General features: G+C 66.5%; 26 protein-coding genes. 11 read left to right on the top strand and 15 right to left on the bottom strand.

Features of this window, described 5'->3' with window-relative positions; genetic code table 11:
- Positions 1-5 precede the first annotated feature (5 nt).
- From E8A74_RS41770 to E8A74_RS41745, 6 genes are all read left to right on the top strand, one after another.
- A complete protein-coding gene (locus E8A74_RS41770) occupies positions 6-3,617 on the top strand; it encodes a peptidoglycan-binding protein (protein WP_136934720.1) in 3,612 nt (1,203 codons plus the stop codon).
- 589 nt (positions 3,618-4,206) lie between these two features.
- Positions 4,207-5,598 carry an RCC1 domain-containing protein gene (locus E8A74_RS41765; protein WP_136934719.1) on the top strand — a complete coding sequence of 464 codons (1,392 nt, stop codon included), beginning with the start codon at positions 4,207-4,209 and terminating at the stop codon, positions 5,596-5,598.
- Between the two features lie 62 nt (positions 5,599-5,660).
- Positions 5,661-5,882 carry a CPCC family cysteine-rich protein gene (locus E8A74_RS56180; protein ID WP_136934718.1) on the top strand — a complete coding sequence of 74 codons (222 nt, stop codon included), beginning with the start codon at positions 5,661-5,663 and terminating at the stop codon, positions 5,880-5,882.
- 142 nt (positions 5,883-6,024) lie between these two features.
- Positions 6,025-7,719: an AMP-binding protein gene (locus E8A74_RS41755; RefSeq protein ID WP_136934717.1), complete on the top strand. Its 1,695-nt coding sequence runs from the start codon at positions 6,025-6,027 to the stop codon at positions 7,717-7,719.
- Between the two features lie 185 nt (positions 7,720-7,904).
- The gene (locus E8A74_RS41750) at positions 7,905-8,162 is read left to right on the top strand and encodes a hypothetical protein (RefSeq protein ID WP_136934716.1); all 258 of its coding nucleotides are present in this window, start codon (positions 7,905-7,907) and stop codon (positions 8,160-8,162) included.
- 131 nt (positions 8,163-8,293) lie between these two features.
- Positions 8,294-8,635, top strand: coding sequence for a helix-turn-helix domain-containing protein (locus E8A74_RS41745; protein ID WP_269749926.1), 342 nt, complete (start codon positions 8,294-8,296; stop codon positions 8,633-8,635).
- A 506-nt stretch (positions 8,636-9,141) separates the two neighbouring features.
- Here E8A74_RS41745 and E8A74_RS55730 read toward each other — a convergent pair.
- The 8 genes from E8A74_RS55730 to E8A74_RS41710 all read right to left on the bottom strand — a co-directional run bounded on the left by E8A74_RS55730 (position 9,142) and on the right by E8A74_RS41710 (position 15,341).
- On the bottom strand, positions 9,142-9,273 hold the full coding sequence (locus E8A74_RS55730; protein WP_269749925.1) for a hypothetical protein: 132 nt from the start codon (positions 9,271-9,273) through the stop codon (positions 9,142-9,144).
- Between the two features lie 547 nt (positions 9,274-9,820).
- Positions 9,821-10,396 (bottom strand): suppressor of fused domain protein, encoded by a 576-nt coding sequence (locus E8A74_RS41740; protein ID WP_136934714.1) that lies wholly within the window; start codon positions 10,394-10,396, stop codon positions 9,821-9,823.
- Complete coding sequence (locus tag E8A74_RS41735) at positions 10,383-10,577, bottom strand: hypothetical protein (protein ID WP_136934713.1); 195 nt, start codon at positions 10,575-10,577, stop codon at positions 10,383-10,385. The genes E8A74_RS41740 and E8A74_RS41735 overlap by 14 nt, the downstream gene beginning before the upstream one ends.
- Complete coding sequence (locus tag E8A74_RS41730) at positions 10,574-10,924, bottom strand: hypothetical protein (RefSeq protein ID WP_136934712.1); 351 nt, start codon at positions 10,922-10,924, stop codon at positions 10,574-10,576. Before E8A74_RS41730 ends, E8A74_RS41735 begins: the two co-directional genes overlap by 4 nt.
- Before the next feature lie 16 nt (positions 10,925-10,940).
- Positions 10,941-11,288 (bottom strand): hypothetical protein, encoded by a 348-nt coding sequence (locus tag E8A74_RS41725; protein WP_136934711.1) that lies wholly within the window; start codon positions 11,286-11,288, stop codon positions 10,941-10,943.
- Between the two features lie 637 nt (positions 11,289-11,925).
- Positions 11,926-12,930 carry a sigma-70 family RNA polymerase sigma factor gene (locus E8A74_RS41720; protein WP_170229773.1) on the bottom strand — a complete coding sequence of 335 codons (1,005 nt, stop codon included), beginning with the start codon at positions 12,928-12,930 and terminating at the stop codon, positions 11,926-11,928.
- A gap of 111 nt (positions 12,931-13,041) precedes the next feature.
- Entirely contained in the window at positions 13,042-13,863 is an 822-nt protein-coding gene (locus tag E8A74_RS41715) for a hypothetical protein (protein ID WP_136934709.1), read from the bottom strand.
- Positions 13,864-14,216: 353 nt separating this feature from the next.
- Entirely contained in the window at positions 14,217-15,341 is a 1,125-nt protein-coding gene (locus E8A74_RS41710; protein WP_136934708.1) for a tetratricopeptide repeat protein, read from the bottom strand.
- A 317-nt stretch (positions 15,342-15,658) separates the two neighbouring features.
- Here E8A74_RS41710 and E8A74_RS41705 point away from each other — a divergent pair, with 317 nt between their 5' ends.
- Positions 15,659-16,363 (top strand): J domain-containing protein, encoded by a 705-nt coding sequence (locus E8A74_RS41705; RefSeq protein ID WP_136934707.1) that lies wholly within the window; start codon positions 15,659-15,661, stop codon positions 16,361-16,363.
- A gap of 68 nt (positions 16,364-16,431) precedes the next feature.
- The gene (locus E8A74_RS41700; protein ID WP_136934706.1) at positions 16,432-17,079 is read left to right on the top strand and encodes a hypothetical protein; all 648 of its coding nucleotides are present in this window, start codon (positions 16,432-16,434) and stop codon (positions 17,077-17,079) included.
- Between the two features lie 173 nt (positions 17,080-17,252).
- On the opposite strand, the gene E8A74_RS41695 is transcribed toward E8A74_RS41700, so the two are convergent.
- From E8A74_RS41695 to E8A74_RS41665, 7 genes are all read right to left on the bottom strand, one after another.
- On the bottom strand, positions 17,253-17,543 hold the full coding sequence (locus E8A74_RS41695; RefSeq protein ID WP_136934705.1) for a hypothetical protein: 291 nt from the start codon (positions 17,541-17,543) through the stop codon (positions 17,253-17,255).
- 119 nt (positions 17,544-17,662) lie between these two features.
- Positions 17,663-18,337: a C2 domain-containing protein gene (locus tag E8A74_RS56175; protein WP_420814236.1), complete on the bottom strand. Its 675-nt coding sequence runs from the start codon at positions 18,335-18,337 to the stop codon at positions 17,663-17,665.
- A gap of 87 nt (positions 18,338-18,424) precedes the next feature.
- Entirely contained in the window at positions 18,425-19,141 is a 717-nt protein-coding gene (locus E8A74_RS41685; protein ID WP_136934703.1) for a hypothetical protein, read from the bottom strand.
- A 2-nt stretch (positions 19,142-19,143) separates the two neighbouring features.
- Positions 19,144-19,608, bottom strand: a complete 465-nt coding sequence (locus E8A74_RS41680; RefSeq protein WP_170229771.1) for an SMI1/KNR4 family protein — start codon at positions 19,606-19,608, stop codon at positions 19,144-19,146.
- A 20-nt stretch (positions 19,609-19,628) separates the two neighbouring features.
- Entirely contained in the window at positions 19,629-21,329 is a 1,701-nt protein-coding gene (locus E8A74_RS41675; RefSeq protein WP_136934701.1) for a PAAR-like domain-containing protein, read from the bottom strand.
- Positions 21,326-22,330 carry a DUF2169 family type VI secretion system accessory protein gene (locus tag E8A74_RS41670; RefSeq protein ID WP_136934700.1) on the bottom strand — a complete coding sequence of 335 codons (1,005 nt, stop codon included), beginning with the start codon at positions 22,328-22,330 and terminating at the stop codon, positions 21,326-21,328. The genes E8A74_RS41675 and E8A74_RS41670 overlap by 4 nt, the downstream gene beginning before the upstream one ends.
- 15 nt (positions 22,331-22,345) lie before the next feature.
- The gene (locus E8A74_RS41665; protein WP_269749927.1) at positions 22,346-24,409 is read right to left on the bottom strand and encodes a type VI secretion system Vgr family protein; all 2,064 of its coding nucleotides are present in this window, start codon (positions 24,407-24,409) and stop codon (positions 22,346-22,348) included.
- 273 nt (positions 24,410-24,682) lie between these two features.
- Between E8A74_RS41665 and E8A74_RS41660 the strand changes: the two genes are divergently transcribed.
- The 3 genes from E8A74_RS41660 to E8A74_RS54325 form a co-directional block, all read left to right on the top strand.
- Positions 24,683-25,303: a hypothetical protein gene (locus tag E8A74_RS41660; protein ID WP_136934698.1), complete on the top strand. Its 621-nt coding sequence runs from the start codon at positions 24,683-24,685 to the stop codon at positions 25,301-25,303.
- A gap of 62 nt (positions 25,304-25,365) precedes the next feature.
- Complete coding sequence (locus E8A74_RS55725) at positions 25,366-26,142, top strand: hypothetical protein (protein WP_136934697.1); 777 nt, start codon at positions 25,366-25,368, stop codon at positions 26,140-26,142.
- A 270-nt stretch (positions 26,143-26,412) separates the two neighbouring features.
- Positions 26,413-26,772 (top strand): hypothetical protein (locus E8A74_RS54325; protein WP_211365573.1); only part of this gene is annotated, 360 nt, incomplete at its 3' end.

The following is a 26,772-nucleotide window of genomic DNA, read 5'->3' as shown; positions in this document are numbered from 1 at the left end:
CGGCCATGCAAAGAGGCGCGCGCAATCCGTTCACGGTCACATTGCTCGACGTCGGCACCGAGCAGTACGGCGACGCCGTGCTCTGCCGGTTCGGCACGACCTCCGTGCTGATCGACGGGGCGCACCCGGGCAATGCCCGCCGCAAAGGCGGGCACCTCGCGATCCAGGAGCAGCTCCGGCCGCTCCTGCCCACGCGGGGGGGCGCGTCCGTGGTGACCCTCCTCCTCATTTCGCACGCACATCAGGACCACATCGGGTGCCTGCCGCGGCTCGTGCGCGACGGGCACATCGTCGCCGAATGGGCGCTCGTGCCCGATCCGGACCTCGCCTGGGGGAAGACCGGCCGAGAGACCACGACCGAGGCGTCGCCGGCAGCGCGGCGTATTGCGGAGGCGCTGCGCGAGGAGCCCCTGGAGGGCGAGTCGGCGGCCGAGGAGAGCGCGTTCATCGAGTCCGCGCAGAGCCTCGAAGCCGAATACCGCGAGATGCTGGAGACGCTCTCCCGGAACGGGACGCGGGTCCTCCCTTTCAAGGGGAGCGACGACCCTGCGCTGCGGCCGCTCGTGGCGGCGCTCGCGGAGGGCGGCGTCACCTTGAAGATCCTCGGCCCGACCCGGCGGCACGTGACCGCCTGCGCCGAGGGCATGGCGAAAAACCTCGAGGCGCTTCGCATCGAGATGCAAAGGGCGCTCGAAGCCGCCGCCGTGCCGGGCGCGAGCGAGGAATCGGCGGAGGCGCGCGAGCTCTCCGTCTATCGGAGGTATGCCGCCGCCTTCGCGGCCGAGCGCGAGGCGCCCGAGGGGACGGAGGCGGCCGGGACGGCGCGGGTCTCGAATTTCGTGAACCTCCAGAGCTCGGTGTTGCTCCTCGAATACAGCGGGAAAAAGCTCCTTCTCACGGGGGACATGCAGCTCGCGGATCCACAGACGAACGATCGGACGGTCCTCGCCGGGATGCGCGCGCTCACGAAGGCCATCGGGGAGCACGCTCCCTACGATTTCGTCAAGCTTTCGCACCACGGGAGCCACAACGGGATCAACGCCGAGCTCCTCGAGAGCATGGGCCATCCGCGGCTGCTCGGCGTCTGCGCCGGCGAGACCAGCATGCGGCACCCGCACCCGGCGACGCTCGAGCTCATGAAAACCATGGTCGCGGAGCAGCACGGGAGGTGGGCGCGGACCGACGTCAATGGGCTCAGCACCATCACGTTCGACGGGGACGAGCCGACCGTGGCCGTCTCCTGCGGCCATATCAATGACGCGAGCCCGCCGCGCGGGCCTGCGCGCCGGCGGAGGCCGGCCTCCACGGAGGCGGCATTGGTCCGGCGCTCGCGCGGAGCCCCCGTCCTTTCGGGTCCCTGCGCCGCGCCGGCCCGGGGCGAAGAGAGCATGGCGATGCAGGAAGGGGAGAGGGTCATGAACGACAGGGGAGCATTGTCGAACGAGGCAGGCCGCGTGACCGGCGGCTACGAATCCCACGCGAGCGAGCAGGAGCCCGCCTCGTGCGCGAGCACGACCGAGGCGGCCGCCATCACGAGACCCGCGAGCCTCCTCGAATACGTGCCGGGGTACGAGCGGCCGAGGGCCCCCGGCGCCGCGGCCCCGGAGCCATCCGACAGGGTTCTCCTGCCCTCACACCTCAAGGCGAGCGCGCCGCCGCTCACGCGGTCGCTCGACGCTCCGCGGGAGGCGATGGAGGCTTCACGCATGCGTGTGGCCAGGAGCGCCGCGTTCGTCGTGTTCGGCCCGGATGATCGGGTCCGGGTCCCGCGGACCGAGGCCGCTCCTTACCGAGCGATCTGCGCGCTCCGGATCACGGGCGCCAATGGCGAGCGGTACGTCGGCACCGGATGGCTCATCAATGCCCGTACCGTCGTCACGGCGGGGCATTGCGTCTACGATTGCCAGACGATGGGCGGGTGGGCGACCTCGATCGAGGTGATTCCGGCGCTCGACGGCACCCGGCAGCCCTTCGGCTCCGTCGTGGCGAAGCGCTTTCGCCTGGTGTCCGGGTGGCTCGAAGACCGGTCGCCGGAATACGATTACGCCGCGATCCTGCTCGACGAGCCGGTCCAGATGAACGAGGGCTTTTTCATGCCCGAGGCCCTGCCCCCCGCGGAGCTCGAGGGGGCCCTGGTCAACATCGCGGGATATCCGCAGGAGCCCGATGCCGCCACCCGGTTGTATTATCACGCGCGCGCGCTGAAGGACGTCGGGGGCCGCATCGTCCAGTACGACATCGACACCTTCGGCGGGCAGAGCGGGGCTCCGGTTTGGTTGACACGCCCGAACGGCGAGCGCGCCGTGGTCGCGATTCACACGAGCGGCCCTCGCGCCGGTATCCCGTGGAACTCGGGCCTGCGCATCACGACGGCCGTGCTCGCGAGCCTGCGGCGCTGGGCCGAGGAGGCGACGCTCGGACGGCGCGCCCGACGTCGTGGTCTCTTGGCTCCGGCGGCGGACCTCCTGGTGGAGAGCGCGCGTGCTTTCTCGCCGGCAATACCTGGCAAGGAAATCACGGGCAAAGTGGTCGACGAGAACAACCGCCCGCTCGCCGGCGCCACCGTGACGATCGCCCGCCGTGGGGCGCTCGCGATTGCTACGACCTCCGCACAGGACGGCTCCTTCTCGTTGCCCATGGCCCATCCCGGGCTTCACTTCCTGAGGGCGCGCTTGGGCGATGCGACGACGATCAAGAGGATCACGCACGAGCCGGCGTCCCCGGTGACGCTCGTCCTCGCGCCGCAGGCCGAGATCCCGGCGAACGCCACCGAGGCGGGCGTGGCGAGGCCTGGAGGCCCGCTCGCCGGAAGGACGTTGCCGGCGGCGAACCTGAAACGCGGCGCGAAAGGCGCGGCCGTGAAGGCCCTGCAAGCCGCGCTCGTGAAGCTCGGCCACATGACGCAGGCCGAAATGAACACGGGCGCGGGAAGGTTCGGCCCGAAGACGGAGGCGGCGCTGAAGAAGTTCCAGGCCAAGCACGGCGTGCCGAGCACGGGCACCTATGGGCCGAAGACGCGCGCCGCATTCGTGAAGCTCGGCGCCAAGATGGGCCCGGCCAAGCCCGCGCCCGGGAAGAAGGGCCCGACGCGGGGCGGCGTCACCCTGGCCGAGCTCCGCGCCATCATGCCGAACCTCTCGGCGGCGCGCGCGCGGAAATGCTTGCCGCACCTCAACAAGGCCAGGAAGGAGTTCGCCATCGATACGAAGAAGCGAATGGCGGCGTTCCTCGCGCAGCTCGCGCACGAGAGCGGCGAGCTCGTGTACTTCGAGGAGCTCGCGTCCGGGGCTGCCTACGAGGGACGCAAGGATCTCGGCAACACCCACCCCGGGGACGGTCGACGTTACAAGGGCCGGGGCCCGATCCAGATCACGGGGCGCAGCAACTACCGCGCCGCGGGCAAGGCCCTGGGGATCGACTTGCAAAAGAGGCCGAAGCTCGCCGCTCGTATCGACGTGGGCTTCCGCGTGGCAGGCTGGTTCTGGAAGACCCGCAAGCTGAATGCCCTCGCGGACCGGGGCAACTTCAAGAAAATCACGTACCGCATCAACGGCGGTTACCGTGGGCTCGCGCGTCGGACGGTGTATTACCGCCGCGCGCTCCGGGTTCTCGCCTGAACGCGGCTGGATGCCCGCGGGATGGTTGGGTCACCGTCCACCGTCCCGCCGGGCAGCCGCGTGAGGGCGGAGGCGGCAGCCTCCGGCGAAAGTGCGCGGCGTGCCTTGCACGCACGCAAATCGGCGGATGCCGGTTGCTCGGTGCGGGTGCACGCGTGCAACGCGCTCCAAACGATCTGCGCGGCGTGCCTTGCACGTGCGCAAGAGACGTCGAGCCGGCGGCACAGGAGCACTTGTGCGCGTGCACGCGCCGCCGTGACGGGGGCCTGACGGGATTTGCATCGACGCAAGCGCGCGGATCACGGCGTCCCAGCCGCCGTTGCGCCGATGCATCCCACGCTGCGCCCGTGTCCGGGCGCCTTCGCGTCGATGCAGGGACGATCGTGCAGGCGGTTGCGCTCCTTTTGCGTCGACGTAGCCGCGGGCGAGGCGCGGGGGTGGCCACTCGATCACGCGGGCATGTGGGACGATCCGGTCGTCACGAGGGAGGGCGCTCTCTACATGGACTCTCGCCCTACGTGGACTCTCCCCCGGAGGGCAGAGAGGGCGTCCCGTTGACGAACGGTTTGGCGCTGAGGTAGCAACGGGCGTGCGCCAGAACGTTCTCTCCGCCGGACGCCAGGCATGCCGCCGGGATGTCGTCTTCTTGTTTCTGTCTCTCGTGGCCTCGTCTTGTGGCACGCCCGCTCCGACGGCTCCGCCCGCGAACACCCAAACAGCCGCGGCCCTTTCGTCGCCGAGCGCTTTGCCTTCTGCGACGCCGAGCCCCCCGCGGCCTGGGTTTGCCGTCGCCCGATCCCGCCTCGTCGCCGGGGATCACATCACCTGCTTGCTCCGCGAGGGCGAGGTGTTCTGCTGGGGGCGCGGAGAGGATGGCGTTCCAGGGCAAGGCAACAAGCTCGATCTGGGGGACGTGCCCGGGGCTCTCTCCCGCGCGGCGCCCATCGATTTCGGTCGTCGCAAGGGCGCACGTGAAACGGCAACGGTCCTCGGCGTGGGAGCGCGGCACGCCTGCGCGGCGCTGGCCCCTCTTCCCGGCGAACGAAACGCGCGGCTCGCCTGCTGGGGGTATGCGCACGCCCTCGGGCTCGCCGACAACCGCGGCGATTCTCCGGGGGAGCTCGGGGATGCCTGGCCCAAAATCGATATGGGCGAAGGGACCATCCTCTCCCTCGCGGCGGGGATCAAGTACACCTGCGCGCTCGTCGAGGACGGGGCCGCGCGGGAGGTGCGTTGTTTCGGGGAGATCCCGGGCGGCAAGGAGCGCTTCGTCCCGGTGCAAGCCGTCGATTTCGGCACGAAGGCGAGGCCCTTCGCGATGGCGGCGGGGAACCTCTCGCTCAGCGTCGCATTCGAGGACGGGCACGTCCGTTCGATCGGCGTCGTGGGAAAGGACGTCTTGGATGCACCGAACACCCACGTCGGCACGGAGCTGCTCGTGCCGCTCCCCGGCCGCACCCTGGCCCTCGTCGGCGGCGCCGGCGGCTCGTGCGCGCGGGGTGAGGACGGCTCTCTGCGCTGCTGGGACTTCCTCGACGGAGGCGCGATCGGCCACCGCCATTGCCCCGTCGTATCCGCGCCGATTTCGCTGGGGAAAGGACTCCGCGCCGTCTCGATGGCGACCTCCGGGAGCAGGTTCTGCGCGATCGTCGAGGGGGAGAGCGCCGCGCCGCGGGTGAAGTGCTGGGGGATCAATCAACTGGGGGCGCTCGGCGTGGGGGACGACCTCGATCGTTGCAAGAGCGAATCCCTCGGCGATGCGCTCCCGTTCGTCGATCTCGGGACGAACAGCCCCGTCGAGGAGATCGCCGTGGGAGCCTCGCATACGTGCGCCCTCTTCGGAGGAGCCGATGCAGGGCGGGTGAAATGCTGGGGAGCGGGGATCTTCGGTGAACTCGGGATCGGGGAGAAGAATCGATCGTTTGGCAGGTCTTCGGACACGATGGGGAGCCACCTGCCGTTTGTTTCGCTTCCGCGCTGAGGAGTCTTACCGCGCATCTGAGGCACTTCGATGGGGCTGATCTCTGAAACAGGTGAAACAAGATGGCTGTTGACGCTTCTCTCCATGCCTGTCCGTGTTGCGGTAAGCGCACGCTGCCGGAGCGAGGCCATTACGACATCTGTGACAACTGCGACTGGGAAGACGACCCAAGTCAAGAGTCATCGCCAGACCGCGGAGGTGGTGCCAACGTCGTGAGTTTGGAGGAAGCTAGGAAAAACTACGCCAAGTATGGCGTGAGCGACCCTGTTGATTGTACTCGCTAGCGCGGGTCCGCTGGATGCCCCGGTCGTCACGCAATGGCCACGGGCGAGCCGCGTGGTCCGACCCCCGCGCGCGCAGGCCGCAGGGGCATCCCTTCCTCCTTGGGCGCGCGTTATGTGGGTCGTATACTCCACAGCCGCCCCCATGACCGCCACGGACCTCTTCCTCCGCGCCCGCGACCACCTGCTCGCCACACGCGACGACCACGACCGCGCATGCGCGGGCTTCTCCTGGCCCGCGCTCGAGCACTTCAACTGGGCCATCGACTGGTTCGACGTGTACGCCCGCGGCAACACCCGCCGCGCGCTCTGGATCGTCGACGCGTCGGGCGCCGAGACGACCGCCACGTTCGCCGAGCTGTCCGAGCGCTCCACGCGCGTGGCGCATTTCCTCCACGGGCTCGGCGTCGAACGCGGCGCGCGTGTCCTGGTCATGCTCCCCAACGTGCTGCCGCTGTGGGAGGTGCTGCTCGGCGCCGCGAAGATCGGCGCGGTGATCATCCCGGCCACGACACAGCTCACCGCGGAGGACGTGGCCGACCGGCTCACGCGTGGTGACGTGCGCTGCGTGATCGCCGAGTCGGCCGTCGCGGATCGCTTCGGCGCCGTCGACCCGCGCGTGGTGCGCATCGCCGTGGGCGAGCCCGTCGAGGGCTGGACGCGTTACGACGACGCCTACGCCGCGCCCGCCACCTTGCCGACGAGCGCCACGCCCACGGGCGCGACCGACCCGCTGCTGCTTTATTTCACCTCGGGCACCACGGCGAAACCCAAGCTCGTGCTGCACACCCACCAGAGTTATCCCGTCGGGCACCTGTCCACGATGTACTGGGTGGGGCTGCGCGAGGGGGACACGCACCTCAACATCAGCTCGCCCGGCTGGGCCAAGCACGCATGGTCGAGCGTATTCGCGCCGTGGAACGCCGGCGCCACGGTGCTCGTCCACGCGTACAAGCGCTTCGTGCCCACCGCCACGCTCGACCTGCTCGCGCGGTGCAAGGTGGACACGTTATGCGCGCCGCCGACCGTGTGGCGGATGCTCATCCTCGAAAACCTCGCGGCGCACGCCGTGGTGCTGCGCGAGGCCGTGAGCGCCGGCGAGCCGCTCAACCCCGAGATCATCGACGCCGTACGGCGCGCGTGGAACCTCACGGTGCGCGACGGCTACGGGCAGACGGAGACGACGGCGCAGATCGGCAATACGCCCGGAATGACCGTCGTGCCCGGAACGATGGGCCGGCCGCTGCCCGGTTATACCGTCGCCTTGCTCGACGCCGAGGGCCGCGCCGGCGCCGAGGGCGAGATCGCGCTCGCGCTCGACCCGCGGCCGATGGGGCTCATGGCGGGTTATCTCGACGACGAGGCGCGCACCGCAGACGTCACCGCAGGCGGATACTACCGCACGGGTGACGAAGCCGTGCGGGACGCGGCGGGGCTCTACACCTTCGTCGGCCGCGGCGACGACGTGTTCAAGAGCTCCGACTACCGCATCAGCCCGTTCGAGCTGGAGAGCGCGCTCCTCGAGCACCCGGCCGTGGCGGAAGCCGCGGTGGTGCCGAGCCCCGACCCCGTGCGCACGAGCGTGCCCAAGGCCTTCGTGGTGCTCGCGCCCGGCATCGCGCCCACGCAGGGCACCGCGCAGGCCATCTTGCAGTTCGCGCGCGAGCGGCTCGCCCCGTACAAGCGCGTGCGGCGGATCGAGTTCACCGAGCTGCCCAAGACCATCTCGGGCAAGATCCGCCGCGTCGAGCTGCGCAAGCTCGAAGCCGCGCGCCGCGCGCGAAACGAGCGCGGCGCGCTGGAATGGACGACCGAGGACTTCGGCGAGGGCCGGGGCTGAGCACCCTCCTCGTCGTTTTGTCCCGAGGGGTACGCCTCGCGTCCCCCTCTCGCCCGGGCAAAGCCCGGTCGATTCATCCCCCGAGGACAGTTCTAGCACCCCTGACCCGGCGCAACCCGCTGGATCCGCGTCCTGCTGGCGACGGATCGACCCCGTTGACACGCGTTGGTGCCACTTCGGACCCCGTGGCCGCCCTTTGGGGCTCCCCCGGAGCCGACCCACGCAGGACCCTTCTCGCCGTCCTCGTCCAGGGCGAGGTCACGGCGGCAGCGGCAGGCGACCTCGACGCCGCGGTGGTCGCGCATGAGGCTGCCGGCAGGCTCCTCGCCATCATGCCGGACGCCGGTGACGACATGGCCGCCGACGCCGGTGGCGACATAGCCGCCGCGCTGGCGGCTCACGCCGCCGTCGCCAAGCTTCTCCGGGCAATGACGCGACAGTGATCATCCACCGCCCGCGGGCCCCCCCCAACTCGCACCCGGGGGGGCTCGGGGGCGTTTGTCCGTGGGGTTTGTCTTAGCGCTCGCTCCGTGGTAGGGACTTTGGACCCACTCACGCGCGAGTAGGAGGAACTGTGCCCCGACGAACCGAACCCAAGCCGCTCTGCCTGAAAGTTGGCGCTCGCATCCACGAACTGCGAACCGAGCGCGGCATGTCCTTGCAGGATCTCGCCGAAGCTGGCGCCCTGTCGAAAGGCCACCTGTCGAGCATCGAGCAGGGCCTCGCGGCGATCACCATCGAGACCGTCGAACGCATCGCAGCCGCGCTCGGCGTGTCCCCGTTTTGCGTCATCACCTTCCCGGAAGACGACGAGTTGGATCGGATCGCGGATCTGGCCCGCAAGCTGCCGAAGGGCGAGCGCCGGAAGCTTCGGAAGGAACTCGAAGGGCGCACGACGCACGAGCCCCCGACGTAGCTCCCAGCACCCCGCCTGATAACTGCCTTCCGCCACGTTTGAACACGACGCTGCTGCGTTGTCGGAAAGCTCCTGCCTCTCTACACAGCGGGGGCCCCGGTCAACTATGGGCGTCGCCGTCCTCGCCGTCCAGCAGACGCTTTTGCTGTACCCAAGTCCTGATGGCCGATTAGGATAGGCCCCTCACGCACCGCACCGCGCCAGGTCGTAATGAGAAGAAACAGGCTCCCAGCCCTCATGACGGCCCACGTCTGGCCAACGTCGACGCCCTTGAACTTGAGGTGCTCTCCGAGTTTCGCCTCGTAGACTTGCCCCTCGTGTGTCCATTGAATGGAGGAGAGCCCCGTCTCACGGGCATCGTTTCCGAAGTTCCTCCTGATATGTTCAATCACCGAAGCCTTGGCGCTCTTGGCAAAGGCAGCATCGTTAACCTGGGGGATGAACCAGCCAGGCTCGTGGTGGTCATACGCCACGATTCGCGGACCTCCCCTGCGGAAATGGCTTCATCACTTGTCACCGCCGCCGCGAAACCGCTCCGCTTCGCGTAATCCTTGTCTGAACCCCGCGTTTTTTCCCACCGAATAGCCAAACAAGAAGATGACCAGACCACCTGCTCCGAGGAGCAGGAAAACGATCATCAGCTCGCCAAATCCAATTCTCGCCACAGGGCTCCCCGCCTGGGTTAGAGCAAGTTTTGCCTACCGCCCGCCATCACCGGGACCGCCACATACACGCACGCAAGTGTCGTAGCTGGAGTTGCACCCAGAAAGGCAGCTCTCGATCTTGTCGCACATGGTCTGGCAAGTTGCTCGATTCAAGCCGCACTGAGATATGCACACCGACGGGTCATACCGTTCCTCGTACCGGGTGCTGCATGCGCCCAACAAAACAACTACAACGGCCACCAACCGAACGGCGTGCCCCCAGCGTTTGCCCATACGACCGTTCGCCCTACCACTGAACCGCCTGACATGTCAACAAATTTTCGGCGGGGGAAACGTCCTGGGGCCTTCTCGGTGGCCCGCACGTGGCCGATCCGTCGCCCAAAGCAGAAGACGAAGAGCAATCCGTCCTTCGCGCGGGGTCGGACGTGACCGATGCGCTGGCCTTCATAAAAGACGTCCCAGATCTTCCCATACGGCCGCAGTTCAACTGTCATTCTGTTGTTGGACAGCATCACTCCCTCTACCTAAGCATGTCTCGCCAGTGCTCGATGACCTCTGGGAGCGTGGCTGTGTTGAGGCAACGTCCCTGGTGGAGCTGCCACTCATCGAACGTGAGCGGCCACATCGCATACACCTCGACCAACGTGCCGGACAGGGTCCGAAACGCCGCGTGCTGCCCAAACTGCCGAGAGGGAGCAACGAGAAGCGCGAACACGTGCGGCGAACCATGAACGGTCTCCGCCGAGTTGAAGACGACGCCGCCCTCCTCCGGCGCTAAGCCCCGGGTCAAGATCGCGGCGGATGCACGCTGGAACATGTAGGCGGGCCATTTTTCACTGGGGATCCAGTCGTCGGGCAGCGACATCACGAATTCGAAGCGCCGCTCCTCCCCCTTGCGCCCTTCCAGGACGCGGAGGCTCGCGCCAATGGTGCGCAGAACCCAGTGCGTACGGCCCTCGCATGGCGGGGCGCCGTAGATGGGCAGGTGCCTCGGGATGAACAAGCCTCCGGGTGCACCCCTCAGCACGAGCTGTCCCCTTCCCAGATGCCGCTCGAAATGGGCAGCCACGGCTGCTCGCAGCTCACTCGGATTCATGATCAATGATGCGCAGCGCGACGGGCGTGAAGAGAAGGGCGATCAGGATGCAGACGTACGGCTGGGGACCGGCATGGGTGAACAGCGCGAGGAACACCGCGGCGAGAATTGCACCGATGCCGACGATACCGATCACGGCCGCATCGGCCGCGTCCTTTTCGGGGTCGGGGGTCGCCTTCACTTGGCCCGCATCGCTATGGTCACGTTGAACGCCGTCCGGTGGATCTCTTGGGCCACGCGTTCGACTTCCTGCGGGGTCAGGGCGTAACCCCTAAACTCCTTCCGCCCTTCGGGCTCGATCGCCCCCTCTTCGATGTACACGCACCCGTCGCTCCCGAGCGCGAGGAGCTGGAGGCAGGCCCAGCGGAGCAGACTCTGCGTACCGTGCTGCGCGCGCTCGTCGGCGGTCAGCGCATATCCAGTGAACACCCGTCGGCCAGCGGGCGGCTCCTCCTCGAATGAAACGTAGATCGCACCATCGCTCGCAAGTACAAGCTCGGTTTCCATGGTCGGCGGCTTGGTTGCCATGACGTCGATTCCTTTTTTAGAGGGGGATCCGGAGCTGAACTCGCTGGGGCAGCGACGGCGATTCCTCGGTTCGCTCGATACAGACGACGCCAGCCTTCTCCAGGCGAAGAAGTCCCGGCACGAGGGCCCCGGAAACCGAAACGTCGCACAGAATGTCCCGAAGCCGCCCGAAGGAGACGTATCCATCGGCGTCCGGCAGCATCCGCGACAACGCGTAATGGACGACGCCTTCGGCGTACGCCTCGCTCCCGCGACTGCGGAGCGCGATGGCGTAATTCGCGACGTAGACGGCGGCGTGCTGGTACGCCGGGGCTGCACGCATAATTTCGAGAAGGACCATCTCCCCGCGCTCGTCGTGACCCACGGCGCCCGCGGAGACTCGCGTTGCCGTTGCCGATCGCGGCGGTGGAGGCGGCGGGAGGCGATCGGAAAGGCGCGGTTTGCGGAAGCGCTCGCGTAATTCGCGCCACGCCGCGCTCGCCAAAGCACGGGCGCGGCTCCACAGGGAGGGCAGGTCCGCGATGTCTCGCGGCGGCTCTGAATACGCCACGCTAACGCGGGTTCCGCTCTCCGGTGGCGGAAGCGCTGGACGGTCGATGACCGTCGTTGCCGCCTCGTCGTCGATATCACGCACGGGATCCATGAGCCTCCAAGCGAATTGAAGACGACCCCCAGGAGGGGGGCGATAAGGAGGATGCTCGCCCAGAGAACCACTCCCCATCGCCCCCTCCTGGAGGTCGTTTCTAATTGAAATGCTCGTCGCTCGAAGACGGGGCGCCTTTCGAGGCAACCCACCGCTCCCTTTTCGGAACCTGGCCATTCGGCACATGACGCAGTCGGGCGCGCGCCAGCGAAAGGCGCCCCGTCTTCGAGCGACGATCGGACAAATCCGAGCGCGGCGCCGCTCGTTGCCGCGCCGTGTTCGTCAGAGTCTCGCTTTCTGTTAGTGGGACCGGGACCAACCGGATGAAAGATCCGGCCAATTTCGGTAGGAGTTTGTCCTACCTCTCGGAGCCGAAGTCGATCATGGGTTCGGGGTCGTGCCGGTCGTCCGGAACGATGTCCCCCGTATCGACCCCTTCAACGTCCGCGAAGTCCGTGAACGGTTCCGATGCCCCTACCTGCGCCGCCACTTGGGTGGCCACGGTGCCGACCTTCGGGGGCGTCTTCCCTGCGCGCACCGCCCCGCGCACCGGCAGCTCGTCGCGCAGCTCGTCGGCGCCGGCCGGCGCGGTGCAGGCGCCCTGGATGGGCACCGGGAACGCGCGGACCCACATCGTGCAAGCGGCGAGTTCCGGCGGCTGCCGAGCCTGTAGAAGGAGGTACACGGCAACGCCACCCGCGACGAACGCAGCCGCGCGCGATGTCAGCAGACGCCGCCACAGCGGGCGCGTCGAAGCCGGAGGAGACGCCGGAGGCGGGGATGCCATGAAGCCCGCGCCGCTCGCGGAGCCGCCTCCTCCGGTCCTCTCCTCCTCCTGACTGGCGAAGAAGAGCGGCACGAGGAGGGAGCCGGGGCGATCCTCGACGCCCCGAGCCCGGAAGCCGTCGAAGCAGCGATCTAGCGTCCGCTGGAGGCGGGATTTCACGGTGGGCTCTGGGAGTGAGAGCAAGGCGGCGATCTCCCTGGTCGACCGGTCGTCACGAAATCGAAGTGTCAGCAGCTCGCGCTCCGCGGACGTCAGCTCGTCGAAGACCTCGGCTAGCGTGCGCGCCATCTCCCTGTCGAACGCGGTCCGTTCCGGCGTCTCGCCGTGCGCCGCGGGCTCCTCCACAGCGTCCACGGAAGCCCAATCACCCTTCGCCTTGAAGTATTGGATCGCGATGTTTCGCGCGATCATCCGCAGCCACGGGGTCAGCGGTTTGGTCGGGTCGTAGGTGTGGGCGTACCGGACCGCTGCGCTGAGCACCTCCTGGGTGAGGTCCTCTACGTCGGCGGCAGGAACGCCGAACCCGGCGAGCCACTTCATGATCTTCCCGCGAAACCTCGGGAGTTCGTCGAGCATCGACGTCATCCTGGATGCGTTCATGCCACCTAGTAGTGGCTCCGGGGGCGAATGGATCCCCACTTTCTTCGTCGAGTGGTTCGGGGAGGGCTCGCTAGGCAGCATGACGGGTCAGAAGTCGAAGGGATGGAGGCAGCAGAACGTGACGGCTTGCGTGTCGTCGGGGGTGGCCTCGCCGATCGGCTCGCCGCCGCTCGCGAGGCACGAGCCCCCGACGTAGTGGAGGTCCGTGATCGCCTTGGCGCCTACGGCCTTCCCCGGGGGGTAGAGGTTACTGCATTGCCCCCCGTAAGAGGCAATCGTGTCCTCGTATGATTGCGAGACGCACGCCCCGTCGTCGAAAAGCCGTATCGTGGCAAGGCATGCGCTCCCAACCGGTGGACCGCATTCGCACTCGGTGCATTTCCGACCATCATGGACGGCCATCTCGGGATACAGCACGTGCGGGCCGTCCGGGTAGTTCGTCGGGCATTGCACGTGCTTTCCAACGCGCCATACGCACTGTAGAAAGGGCAGCGGACGATCCGGCGCGCACGCTTCGCTGTCTCCGCAGCGCAGCTCGTCGACGTTCCCGCGGCACGCGGTCCAACGCCGCTTCCAGCCATTATCCTTCCAGAACGCGGGGAGCGGATGCGTGGTAACCGCGCAAGCTTCGGCGGTCGGTCCTGGCAACGCGCCCACGGACACGGACTGCGCGCAGAGCGTCGAGCTTCCCTGTGGGCACGTCGCGCCGGCCGGGATCCCGTTCGTGCTCGTGCAGCTCCCGTCCCAGCCTGGCGGCCCCCCGAAGGGCAAGGCGGCGGCGCTCGGGTCATTGCACGTCCCGGCGCGGATCTGGATGTCTGTGGGGAGGTCCGTACACGTTCCCTCGGACTCCTCGCATTCGCAGATATCGCACGCTGCCGGCGGCGCGACGAGTTCGGAATAGCCCACGAATTGGAGCGTCAGCTCATCGGGACAGCCCTGCTCAGGCTCGCTTGTCGACGCGGACATGAGGAGATCGGGCCATCGGCTCCAGAAGAGGGCGTCAATTCCTTCCGGGAGCGGCACGCATCGGCCGGGGCATTCAGCGGATGCATCTGGTGGGGGCTCCGCATCGGCATCGGAGCCCGCATCGGCATCGGTGTCCTCGTCCTCCGCGCACACCCCGCGCGGATACAGCGGGTCGGGTGCGCACCGGTCAGCCGCAACGCCAGGCTCGCCCGTACACCCCTCAATCGCAAGGAACGCAGCGAAGACCGCCGCGGAGCAACACCCAGCCCCGAGCCAAAGCGGTTGTTTCATAATCAAAACTCCCATACACCCAGAAGGTTTCCGCCAATCATCAACGGGGGCTGATCCGAAACCTGCTTACCATTCGCCAACACGCGAACCCCCGCGTTTAGCCCAATAACATCCGCAGAGACTTGCAAGCCCAATACTTGGCTGAACGGAATCGCCGCACCAATACGTGCCCCTAGCCCTGGCCGAAAGAATGTGAAACCACGCCCCTCGAAGGCAGTCTTGTCAAACGTGACTGAGATAATGCCTAGATGTCCCGCCCCACATCCGAAGAGCCACCGCCAATGTCCGCAAACGCTCACCAGTGCTCCGACGGTCATGCCATCGATCGGTTCTCCCCCAATGCCCGAGGTCAACCAAGCAGCGCGCGCATCGAGACCAATCGAAACTACTTCGACCGGCCGTATACTGCCATGCAGCGCAACACCAACCGCGGGCGCCCACGTCGCGACGCCCGACACAACCGCAACGCCTCCGCCCACGGAGCCGCGTTTCTGCGCTGGCCGGTCCTCGCCGCCCACCCCCCCGAAGATCGGCTTCCGCGGCGGCGGCTCGTCCTCCTCGCGAGGAATGTCCGCGGGCCTGTCATCGTCGATCCCCGGTATCACCTCGTCCTTCTTTCGACGCCGGAAAAGCCGCTCCGGCTTCTGGGGCAGCCCCGCAGGCCAATGCCATAACAGCACCGTCGTCGCCTCCCCGCCTTCGGGGCAGGTACGCTCGGCTCGCGCGACGCCGCGCTCCTCGGATTTGCCTTCGAGCACATGTTTGCCGGGGGCCACGAACAACTTAAATTGTGTCCCGTTCTCCACGTGAAACGGCCCGCCGTCGATAGATACCACGGCGTCGTTGACGTTTCCCTTCACGTAAAGCAAACAAACGGTAGGCCGGATTCGCTTGAATACTTTGAAAAACTCCTCTTTCTCCGGCCCCACCCCCCCGCCACGCTCGATGGCTTCCATGAGGTTGCGCGCTCCGCGCGCCGGTTGCCCCGCGGCGACGAGGGTGAGGCCCAGCCGCCCCACGACCGTCGCATCGTTTCGGAGTTTCAATGCCTCGCGATAGCCAAGCTCTGCATCCGTCCACCGGCCCTGCTTGCGTGCTGCGTCCGCGAGTTTGACCAGAGCGGACACCGCGGCATCAACGGCCGCCGGGTCAGGGGGAGGTGTCGTGTCCGGGCCCGTCGGACGCCCGACAGCGGGGCGTGACGCGGGCGTGGCCTCGTCGGCCCGCGACTGCGCCACGGCGAGGAGAGAGCCCAAGAGGGCGGCGATCGGGACCACCGGCCGAGACATCGGCCGGGCATCCTACACAAGTCGGGTGTGCCAGGGCAACGGTTCCTTCGAGTCCGCTCGCCCGCAGCGGGGTGCCCAGGGCGCCGTCGCACTCGTCCGGCCGATTGTCGAAGCCGTAGACCTGTGGTACGTGGAGCGCGGACGTACAGGACAACATGACAGTACCCACTCGTATCACACAGGAAACGTTCGATAAACTGGTAAACTCTAGCAAGTACGCCGTTGTTGAGGTGCGGAACACGGATGACGACGCGATGATTCGTGCGGTCGCGCCTGTCGTCGACGCGCACGTCAGCGGTCGGTGCGCATTTGGAGCCCTTACCGTCGACTGGTTCCTGACTGATCCCCAATGGTGGGCAACACGTTTTGGGAAGGCGCATATTGGGTTTGCACCTCCTTTCGGTTTTCACCTATTCATTGATGGCAGGCATCGCCTTTGGCGTTCGGCTGAGTTGCAGCCGAATTCCGGAACGATGGGATTCGATTTGGTGCTCGGGGCCATTGGGCTACTGGCAGGCTCGCCCGCATTGACCAATGCAGCTCTCGACAGCATTCGGGTCGAGCAGGCCAACCTGATTGCCCGCGCCTTCAAATTGCACATCAACCTCGCCATATTGGAAAGCTGGGGTCGTCCTACAACGCCTGCAAACCCGCTGGATGATCCATTTGCGGTGCTTGGGGTTTCGGCGGCATGCTCGTTCGAGGAAATAAAAAAAGCTCACTGGAAGATCGTGCGGGAGAACCATCCAGATAAGGTGACCGGCGCCGGTGGCGATGAAGCAGCGCGCGCTGCGGCCCACGAGCGGACCGCGAGAGCGAACGTCGCCTTCGCTGAGATCAAGCGCCGCCGAAATCTTTAGCTTGCACGGCGCCGTAGGAACACCCACTCCAAAAACGCCGACCATCCACGCAACCGAGGAACAATACTATGACCAGCATTACGCTCACCGCCGAAGAGCAGGCCCTTCAGACGCAGATTGAGGCGCAGCTCAAAGACATCTGGGAGAAGCATAATAAACGCATTGACGTTCGGCTGCTGCTCAACGTGCTTGCGGCGCAGTGTCACGCCCTGCACATGTCTCTCAAGTCGCGGGGATTGGAGCCGCGACACAACAAATACATGTATCAGAATCGCGGAGTGCCGCCGACGGACGTGGAGTTTTATCGTCACATCCACCCGGCGGAAGCTCTGCTCAAGTTCATCAATGACACCTCAGCGAACGATGACCCCATCGATAGCACCATGGGTCATGAGTTTGATTTTAATGTCTTCTCTAGGCGTTGGGGCTACAGGGACACGTTCCGCCTGACGCGCAATCCGCAGGGCTGGCACGTTGCCTTCATGAACAGCGGGCAATCGGACAAAGATGGGCGCCCGCACCTTTTCGAGCTCCTTGACGGCGAGAACATCAATTATCCCAGAGCGCTCCCGGGTTATTTCGGCTGGCTTTGGGACTGCGCCAAAGAAAACGGGCTATCTCACGAAGAAGTCCAGAATGCAATCAACGAACTTGCCGATTGGGTAAGCGAATGCGAGAGAACCTCCCCCGCAGGGGTCTTTGACGCATTCAAATGAACGCACTCCGGCGCAGTAGCACACGCTCCAACGGCAAGACGGCGGCGGCTGGCAGGCCAAGCGCGGCGAGCGCTTCGGCCCGCGCGCCGCGCTCGCTGGCGCGCGTCAGGGCCGCGTGCCGGAGAGCGCAGTAATTAGGACCAACCAGCGCGCCATTTGCCGGCCAGCGGGGTTCAGGGAGCGTCCTCGCGCGTCGGGGAGCGACGGCTCTTCTTGCGCGCCGTGCGCGTACGCGGTTGAGCGTTCCTGCTGCCCGCGCGCGACTCTTCATAGTAGACCCTGATCTCGTGAGTGCCGTCTGCTGGATTGATGGCGTGTTCCACTTCCTTCACGATGGAGGGTCCGGCACTTCCAAGGTAGATGGTTTCGCCCACGCGGGGGACGGTGTGAACCTGGAAGATTGAGTTCAGTGAAGCGGACGCGCCGCCGTTCTTGAACGAAAAGATAAATCTGCACGGGATCATGGGGGCCTCGGTTCCGGGGGCAGCCGGACGCGCTCAATTTTCCACAGAATGCGGGGCGGGGGACCGTGGGGCCAGAGTCTCGGTGGCTGTTCGGGCGGCCTGCTCCTCCGCCACTCGGTCTATTTGGCGTCGGCAGACGCAATATCGAAGATCAGCTCATTCACTGAATGAGTGGGATCGGTCAAGCGTTGCCTACCAGGGCGGGTAAACTCCATATCCCAACCCGCGATGAAGTCGTCGTCTGCGAGATCCTTATCGATGATTGATATTGAGAGGTGATCGCCCCGGTTTATTGTCACTTGGCCCGATTCTCGCCAAGTCGGTGCTATGCTGTCTTGCTTTTTGGTTGTCCTGACAGCGCCGGTCCCCGCTCCCTTGACCGATACAACGACAACCGGATCCGGTGGACCGTCGCCCGCATCCCAGGGACGTCCATCGGGTTTGGAGGGAACCAAATCCGCGGAGATAATCGTGATGGTGTACGGCTGCGGGCCTACCGGTTCTTCTGCTCTCGCCGGTGCTTGCACAACCGCTCCGGGGTTTGGCACCGCCGGCTGCTGAGGCTGCGGAACTGCATCTGCCACCTTGGCGCCTGCATTTGCGGGAGCGGTCCCCGCTGCCGAGCAGGCACATGGCTCCCAACGTGCACCGTCAGATGCGCAGGACTGCACACCCCGGGGCCCCTCTGCACAAAGACACGCCTGCGTCGAACCAGGGGCGCAGACGCGCTCTGAAGAACAGGCGACGAGTGCGCTAAGGCTGAGGCATGAAACCAGAGCTATCAACGTCCGCATGAGCGACTCCCGATTTTTCATAGATGACCACGATCTGGCCGTTCCAAACTCTCTCACAGGACCGTTTTGCATGCAAGCGACTCGCTGTCAGTTCGCCCGGCGGCGCAGCAGGACACGCTCCATGTGGAGGACGGCGGCGACAGGCAAGCCAAGCGTGGCAAGCCCTTCGGCGCGCGCGCCCCGCTCGCTGGCGCGCGTCAGGCTCGCGTGTTGCTCCGGCGTGATGGCTCCGCGAACGCGCTCCAGCTCCCCGACATAGGCATCGTCGTACGCGCGGAGCGGGGCGGGGTCGCCGACGCGGAGCGCGGCCCGAAGCGCGCCTTGCCAGTGCTGGCGCAGCGCGCGCCATGTCCCGTGGTCGAGGTGATGCTGTTCGAGGATGCTCGGCCCCGCCGCGGGGTCGAGCGCAAGGGCCGCGTCGAGCCGGGCACACCGTTCGAGGGGGAAGGCGTCGAGCGGGAGCGGCGTGGGCACCACGGCGGGAGCAACCGCGGGCGCAGGGGCAGGGACGGACGCGGGCGGCTCGGAGGCGGCAACGTCCGCGACAGGGCCTAGGAGCTGCGGCGGCGGGATCACGGCCGGCGCACGGGGAGCATGTTCGAGGACGGGCGGCGGTAGCAGGTCCGTCGGGATGAGGATGACGCCCTCCGGGATCGGCACAGGAGGCGCCGGCTTTGGGGGCGGGAGGAACATCGTGGGTGCGACGTTCCAATAATCGGGCGCTGGGACCCACGTAAGCCACGGCGACGCCGGGTAGAGGGTCGGGGTGTCGGCGGCGGAGGTAGGGCTCAGGGTGTCGGGCATTGTCAATCCTCGAATTCCTTGAGGCTATCCAAGAATTCACCCAAGCTGTTCGCGACGAGGTATACGTTTCCGTAGTCCTGCCGACTCAAGCCTTGCTCGTCGAGCTCGTCCTCGTGGTCCCAGAAGTAGATTTTGCCGCGGCGTTTTCCTTTCCAGCCGATGCAGACCTCATTCCCGAAAGCGTCGTAGGCTATTGGGATGAGGTCCGCCGGTATCCGTTCCCGATGCACTTCGCACGCCCAATCGAGCCGTTTGGTCTTTGGACCATCATGAATGCCATAGAAGGCATTCACGGTGGACGCCTGTCCATGGAATCCTGGGATCTCGAAACCGTCGGGCGTCGGCATCCCACCATTCGATTTTAGCAGAAAATCTTTGTATTCGACGGGAAGCCGCACGTTTTTTCGTGCCTCAAACATGGCGATCTCCTCACGAGATGTGGCACCGTACGGATTCTCGGTATCCATTCGCATCGTCAATACCTCCCTCATCGCGCGCCGGACATACCGCCGGTGTGAAAGAAATCCTTGTGCACTTCGCGCTCAATCAACTGCATGGTCTTCCCGTCTTGATGGTGATGCCATGTGTAGTCTTGGGAGTCTCTGAATTTCTTGTTAATACCTGCGGCCTTGTCGGCGAGAGCCTCGTCCTTCGAATACTTACCCGTGAACTCGATCTGCACATCGTTCACCTCGGGATGCCTGTACCGCGTGAAATCCGGGAACCCATCTTTATCATACGTCACCTCCACCCCGTCCTTCCGCCTGAACGTCGTCGACCCATCGGGGTTGTCACGGACTGTCCCGCCGTTCTGCTCCCACTTCGCCCGGTCCGGCTGATGCGGCTTCCGCGGCTTCTTCGGGCCGCCATTGCCCCCACCGCCCCCATCTTTCCCGCCCCCCTGCTTTCGAGGCGCGAATCCCCCGTCCCCCGGATTCCTCGGCGCGGTCCGGAGCCCCCCGACCCCTCCTGCCCTCTTCCTCGTGATCCGCTTCTTTGCCGCCTCCTTCGCCTTCCTCGCCGCGGCCGCCGCATTCGCGAGGTGCGCTTGCCACTTCAACAGCAACCGATCCAGCTTCGCCAGCGCCTTCGCCGCCCGCGCCGCCTTGATTCCCTTCCCCGCGAGGTCCCCGACATACGGCACCGCCGCCGAGACCACCGAGATCCCCGCTCCGAGCCAGTCCCCATCGGCCAGCGCCAGCCCCGCGCCCGTGAGGTCCGCGACCGGCGTGGGGTCCACGATCCCGGCCAAGTCCACGCCGGCCTTGAAACCCTCCCACGCAATCGCCTCGTTGGTCTTCGCCAGTTCCGCTTTGCATGCCGCCTCCTCCTCCAGCGCGGCCTTGACCTCGGGGTCCGCCAGAACCTCCGGGTCATCATCGGCGATCTCGTCGGCCCGGTCCAGCTCATCGGACCGGACGAACCCCTCCCCGTCGTCGGCGAGGTAGAGCCGCCCGTTCCCGTCGATCGACACCTCGTCCGGGTCCACCTCCGCCTCGGGCAAACTCCCCGTGGACGTTCGCCATTCGTATTGCTTGCTCGCCGGATCGAATGCCCCCGCGCTCGCCTTGTACGTCTTCGACCCGTCGGGGTTCGTCGTGATCTCGACCCGTTGCGCTTCCATGCGCTGCGTCGCCGGATCGAGCACCGTCCGCTCGCGCACCTCCGTGATCGCGCCCGTCTCCGGGTCCTTGCGTGTCTCGCTCGTCTCGCTCGTGACCACGCCCGTCGCCGGATCCACGACCGTTTTCGTGCTCTTCGACAAACTCACGCTCGGCGCGGACGCTACCTCATTCGTGATCACGAGCCGGCCGTACGTATTCGCGGGTCCATCCGGCCCGGCGCAATTCATCGCAAAAAGGTCTCCCTCGCGGACGAGCCAATGATCGCCCGACATGAACGTCGAGCTATGCTCCACGGCTCGGCAGTAGCCTCGATTGACGCCCGAGATAAGCCCGCCTCCCGTCCCGGCCTCATTGCCCTCCACATGCGGAATCCGGCTTCCCATCGTGAAGGCGGGTTTTCCGCAGACGAGGTGCTTCGGGTCCGTGCCCTCGGCGTTTTCGAGCCGCCCGATGATCTGGTACGGTACCGGGACCATTGCGTTGCCGACCGGCGTGAGGCAAACATCCGGAGCGATGGACACGACCATCGCCTCGCCGCACTTGCGTGCCCATTCCCCACTCATGCGCCACCTCCAATCGCCCCGGCACGCATCGCGATATGCACGCTCTCCACTCCACCCTTGAACAACGGCAACGCGAAGCGCCACGAAAGCTCCACCCGCAGCTCGTCCGCGTCGATGACAACGGTGTCCAGCCGCGCGGGGGAAGCATGACGAAACCCCGACCCATGCACAGCGCCCGCGGCCACAAGCAACGAAGGCAGCCGAAAAGCCAGCTCTGCGTGCTCCGGATGCAGAGCGGTGAGCGTCACCTCTTCGTCACCTCGAAGGAAGGTGTCAGCGCATAGTTCGGGATGGGCTGCGTTCCAATAGGTGCCCTCGAAATCCTCGGGCAGACGGCGTCCTTCCTGCGTCGCCCATGCCTCCCCGAACGTTCCCGCCCGTGCGCGGCGAGGCTGCCATGTCCTGGCGATGGCTCCGAGTCCTTCCACCGGATACGTCTCCCCGAACACCGGCGGGCGCCCGTCCTCCGGGAGGAGCTGCGGCGCCGCGACGAGCTGCGACGTGTCAGCCGTCCGCGGATCGCAGTAGCCGACCCCCACGGGGTTCGCCTCGAACCCATCGCCCCCGAACGCGAGTTCATACCGCAAGGGCACGCGGTGCACCGGGACGATCGGGGTGAGGGACCAACCCAGAAGCGGCGCATGCACCCATGCGCGCGGCCCGGTGACGGTCATGTATTTCCGCACGGCTCCCACACGCACACCGGCGCGCCATGCGGGAGCGCGTTGGCCGCCCGGCGCGTATGCCGTGCCATTGACGATGATGTCGGTGCATGTCTTGAACGGCGCAAGGTCGTCCTCGTAGCGCAGGCTGGAAGGCTTCTCCGCCTCCCAGGGAACGGAGGCGGTGCGAATGCATGACGGGGACGGGGGCAAGCGCAATGGCTCGCCCTTCTTCACGCCGAATACGCCCTTTGCGATGACCGTGACGAATGGGTCGCCCGCGAGGTCCACCATCGGAAACGCCATCGCCGCGAGAGGCGTACGGTTGTCGAGCTTCATGGTGATTGCCTCGCCTCAATTCGACTTGATTGGATCGCCGACGAGGTGCAGCGATGCGCCGCCTACCTCGGCGGCCCCCGATGCGAGCACGCCTATCTCGGCGCCGCTCACGCCGATCGTCGTTCCGCTCGCCGTGACGGGCCCCGTCGATTGCAGCACGATCTCGGTCCCGGAGATCGTCACCTTTCCGGACGGCTCCAAGGTGATGCTTGCCGCGCCGGTCGTGATCGTTATCGTATCTCCGGCCTGAATGATCTGTGTAGCTCCCACCTGCACGGAATGTGCGCCGGCGATCGTCGTCTCGCTCGATCCGCCCACGGATACATTGTGATCCCCGGAGATGCTGACGTTCTGATCGCCGCCCACGTCGAGCACATCGTTGACCCCAACGACGCGCGTGCTCGATAAGCCGACCACTTGTCGCGCGTTGTCCTGGACGAGCTGCGCCGCGTTGCGCCCCACGATGGTCTCGGCGTCACGCGTCACGATCGCCTTGCGGTCCCGTCGCACGGTTTCGGTCTGGTCGCGCTGCACGGTCGACACCATGTCCCGCTGTACCGTCGTGTGCATATCGCGTTCGGCATGTACACGAATGAATTCGCCGCCCTTCTTATCCTCGAAAAGGATCTCGTTATACCCGCTCCCGCCCGGCGAGGATGCCGTCCTCCACCCGCTCTGCGTCTTATTCGCTGGCAGCGAATACGGCACCTTTTGCAGCGCTGTATGGACGCGGCCCACAATGATCGGCCTGTCCGGGGCCCCGTCGAGGAAGGCCACGAGCACCTCCTGGTCGACGCGGGGGAGGTTGATCGCGCCATAGCCCGCGCCGCTCCATGCCTGGCTCACCGGGATCCAGCACGAACTCTGCTCGTCCATCGTGCTCTCCCGGTCCCAATGAAAATGCACGCGAACGCGACCGAACTCGTCGCAATGGATCTCCTCGCCGTGGGGGCCGACCACGGTTGCCGTCTCGATGCTCTGCACGCGCGGCGTCGGCGTCACGCGCGGCGGGCCGTACGGCAGCTCCACGCTGCGTACTTCGCACACGTGCGTCCAGTCGCCGTCCTGCGTTCCGTCGAGGCGCGTGCCCACGACGAGCAGGCCCCGCGCGAACTCCGCGCGCGGATGGCCGTCCACGTGGACCACGACGCCCGGCGCGAGATCGAGCGCGTTCGTATCGAAGCCAAACATCACGGCCCCCTCGCGCTCCGCTTCGAGGTGCTTCTGTGCGAGTCTCTTCGCGGCCCGTTCGTCGCTCCGATACGTGCCCCGATCGTCCGCCACCGGCGTGCCCCCGCCCTGGTTGGCTTGATAGAGGAAGGCGCCGGGATCGGCGTGGAAGCGTTCGAGGCGCGTTTCTGCGCCGAGCGTCCGCGCGTCGGCTCGTGCCTGGAGGGGATAGGCCGCGGGGAGCCGGTAGTCACGGTCCCGCATGGCGAGACGGCCGGCCCGCAGCTCCCGGCCGGCCTGCGCGCGCGTCGCGTACTCGCCCGTCACCATCGTCACATCCGCCTTGAATGGGAGCCGCGTCGGGCGCGGCTCCGCGCGCTGTGGCGTGTCCGAGAGGATAACGACCGTCTCGCCGTCCTTCTCCTCGAAAAAATAGGAGATGCCGGCGTGCTCGAGCAGCCTGCTCAGGAATGCGTGATCCGACTCGTCGTATTGGGTCCGGTACTCACGCGATTTGTACGTCTCCGACAACCGGAGCACATGGGGGAGCTGCCACTCGTCGAGAATACGCGCCGCGATCTCGGGCTCGGAGAGGTGCTGAAAGATGCGTCGGTTTACACGCTGCGTCAGGAGCCAGAGCATCGGGACGAGCGCGATCTCGTAGGTGGAGAGCCCGTCTTCCTCGACGCGGATCAGCCGCGCGCCGCGGCAGATGCCGCTCCATGTGCGCTCCTCCGCGCCGCGCCGGATGGTGAAACGGGCCCGCTGCCCGACCAGCTCGTCGAAGGCCAGGGCCGCGTCAGTGGAGAACGCCTCCAGGGTGATGGAGAAAAGGCTTGACATTCCCTCCGCGATCGAGAAACGCCGGACATCCAGCGCGATCTGTGAATCAAGGGCGAGCGAGAGCATCCCGCCCGGAGGGCGGATCGAGGGTAACCAGGCCATACGACGGACCCCGTTGGCGGTCGCAGGCCATGCCTACCTACCCCCACGGCGGTGTGCGCGTGCCCGCGTTCTTCCTGACGATCCGTTCTGCAACAACCGTCGACGCGAGCGCAAGATCGATTCTCCGCCATCGGACGTATAATGTCCTAACGCAATAGGGGCGGAATTCTTTGCCGGACTGGATGCGTCCCGCGGCCGAGTTGACTGTTGGGGAGCTTCGAAGGGTAGACTCCGGCCATGATCGGAATACGAGTGGTGGGGGACATGAGGGTTGTCGGCGAGCCGGATGAGGATGACGGGATCATCACGCGGTTCTACTGCATGATTTACGACGTTACCGAGAGTGACGATGACGATGAGGGAGAAAAGGAAGTGGAGATCGGTGGCGCGGAGGTCGCGATCATCCACGTAGGTCAAGCGGATAATCACGGCGTGTCCCTCGTCGATGCGCTCGACGCGGACAGCGGGGAGCTGGAAGCCCTTTATTGGGTATATTTCGACGAAAATGGCGAGTACAAGGACAAGTTCGTCGCGGGTGGCGGACGCGACCTGCTCTATATCTCGGACGTCAAGATCGAAGAACGCTATCGCGAGCGGAACGTCGATTTGGCGATCGTTCGACAGTTAAGCCGTTCGTTCGGCGGAAGCTGCGAGCTGGTCGTGATCCCGTACGAATCCGAGCCGCACGCGAAGCGCTGGTCGATGCTCGGATTCGTTGTCAGCACCGAAGGAGAGCCCACCGGTTTCATGCATCATCAGCAGGCTTACGTCGCTCCCCGCGTGGTCGAGACCGACGAACCGGGCCGATTCAAGGTGGTTCCCAATTTGACGCGGGACGAAATCGAGAAGGTGAACTGACTTCGGCGCATGCTCGCGGCGGCGACCGGCCTCGGGGCAAAGGCTCGTGTGTCGAGCGCGACGTGTACGACACGCCGCTTGCGGCGGCACGCGTCGAGGTCGTCATTACCCCCGGAACGGGCAGCGCGCCGGAGACAGGGCCCGAGGTCGCCACGGTGATCAACGTCGGCATGGTGACCGGAAGGGCCACGAAAGGCGCGGAAGCCGCGGGCGACACCGGCTCACGCGGCACGGGCGCGGCAGAGGCGGGAGGCGGCGGAACCGGCGGCGTTGGGTCCCGCCCGATGCCCGACCTGGCCGCGGTGCTCCGCCACGGCCGCGCCGCCAACGGCATCCTTCGCGCGCACCTGGGGCACGCGCGCTCAACGCGGGCCGATGCCGCTGGCGCGGGGACGGGCGCCTCGGCCCGTGCGGGCGTGGGCAGCTCGTCGCGAGAGGGCACGTCGGCGCGCCCCTGTGCCGCTGGCGCGGGGATGGGCGCCTCGGGAACGTGTGCCGGCGGGGCCGTTGCCGCGGGCGCATGGACGGGCGGCTCGGGGGCCCGAGGCGCCCTTACCGCGGGGACGGGCGGCGACGGTGCCGCGGGCGGCGACGGTGCCGCGGGCTTGGGTCGAGACTCGGTCAGCACGGGCGAGGGGACGGGCGCGGCGACCATCGCCGCGGGCGGCAACGGTGCCGCGGGCTTGGGTCGAGACTCGATCAGCATGCCACCGACGGTTGCCGCCAAAAGCTCGCCGAACGCCTCGTTTGCTGGCGAATACGCGAACGTGTTCACGTCGATGCGCTTGGCACGGCCGCGCGCAACGATGGCGTCAGCCACCGCTCGAACCTTCGGATGAGACAGCACGCGCTGGCACCTCTCGATCCGACCGCCGAACCCGCGGTTGATGTTCTCCCATTCCGAGGGAGGGAGCCCCCGATCCGCGTTCTTCACCGCGAGGGCCGTGTAGACCACGACTTCCGCGCGGAGCGGTATCGGGGCGGCGTCCTGGCACGCGGCCAGAACTTCGCCGACGACCACCGCCACGAGTTCAGCAGGCACGTCGGATGTCGGAGATAGGGCAAACGTGGCGGCGTTCGCGCAGCCCTTCGCGCGGGAGTACGCAACGATGGATCCGGCAATTGCGAGCACGCCGGGATCCATGAGCACACGCTGGCACCTCGCGAATTTCGCGCCGAGCACGAGGTTCATGTGCTGCCATTCAGCTTGCTTGATCCCTCGCTCCGCGTTCGTCACCGCCATCAACGTGTACAGCGCGAGTTCCGTATGCAGCGATATGGCATGCGGGGGCGGCGGTGGGGGCGGCACAGCGGGCGCAGAAGCGGCAGCCGCAGGACGCGCGGACGGCGCGGGCGTGGGCGCGAGGGACGCGGCGGGAGCAGCCGCAGGACGCGTGGACGGCGCGGCCGTGGGCGCGGGGCACGCGGCGGGAGCCGCAGCCGCAGGACGCGCGGACGGCGCGGGCGTG

This window comes from Polyangium fumosum, assembly GCF_005144585.1.
In the GTDB taxonomy this organism is placed as follows: Bacteria; Myxococcota_A; Polyangia; order Polyangiales; family Polyangiaceae; genus Polyangium; species Polyangium fumosum.
Note: the sequence above shows the minus strand (reverse complement) of the source record. Positions and strands in the feature narration are given on the sequence as shown.